The 565-nt window shown below is 35.8% G+C and carries 1 protein-coding gene; it reads left to right on the forward strand.

Annotation, left to right across the window (positions count from 1 at the left end):
• Positions 1 to 564 (forward strand): HAD domain-containing protein (locus H1A14_RS23080; RefSeq protein WP_194778677.1); only part of this gene is annotated, 564 nt, incomplete at its 5' end.
• Position 565 lies beyond the last annotated feature (1 nt).

Genomic DNA, 565 nt, shown 5'->3' on the forward strand with positions numbered 1-565 from the left:
CCGCAGACACATTTGTGGTTAATCAAAGTTTGGTTCTCCGCATCAACATTTGTGGTGAATATCGCCACCTTCGCCAAGCCCGAAACCGTTAGCTACAATTTGAGAACAAACACACTGTTGATATTAGATTTAGATGGAGTTCTATTAACGAATCCATCTTGGAGAGCCGACCGAATTCACCCGGACGGTTATTCTGATTTCGATGAATCTTGTGTTGAAAACTTAAACCAGCTACTTACTTTTGCCCATTTTGAAATTTGGTTGAGTTCATCTCGGCGTACCGCAAAGACCCTCACAGAATTCAATGTGATTTTTAAAAATCGTGGAATACAAAAAGAGATTGCCGGATTTTTACCGGAATATGCGGAATGTAAAAATCGACAAGAAGAAATTTCAAAATTCATTAATGAGTTCAATGTATCAGATTTTCTGATTATAGATGATGACAAATCACTTAATGGATTGGAAAGTGAAATAAAAGAAAAACTCATTTTGACGGAATTAACAAAAGGATTTAATTCCGATAAATTGAAAGAGGCAACTGAAAAAATAAATAAACTGTAGC

Origin of the sequence: Pararhodonellum marinum (assembly GCF_015354735.1) — a bacterium.
GTDB classification, from domain to species: domain Bacteria; phylum Bacteroidota; class Bacteroidia; order Cytophagales; family Cyclobacteriaceae; genus Pararhodonellum; species Pararhodonellum marinum.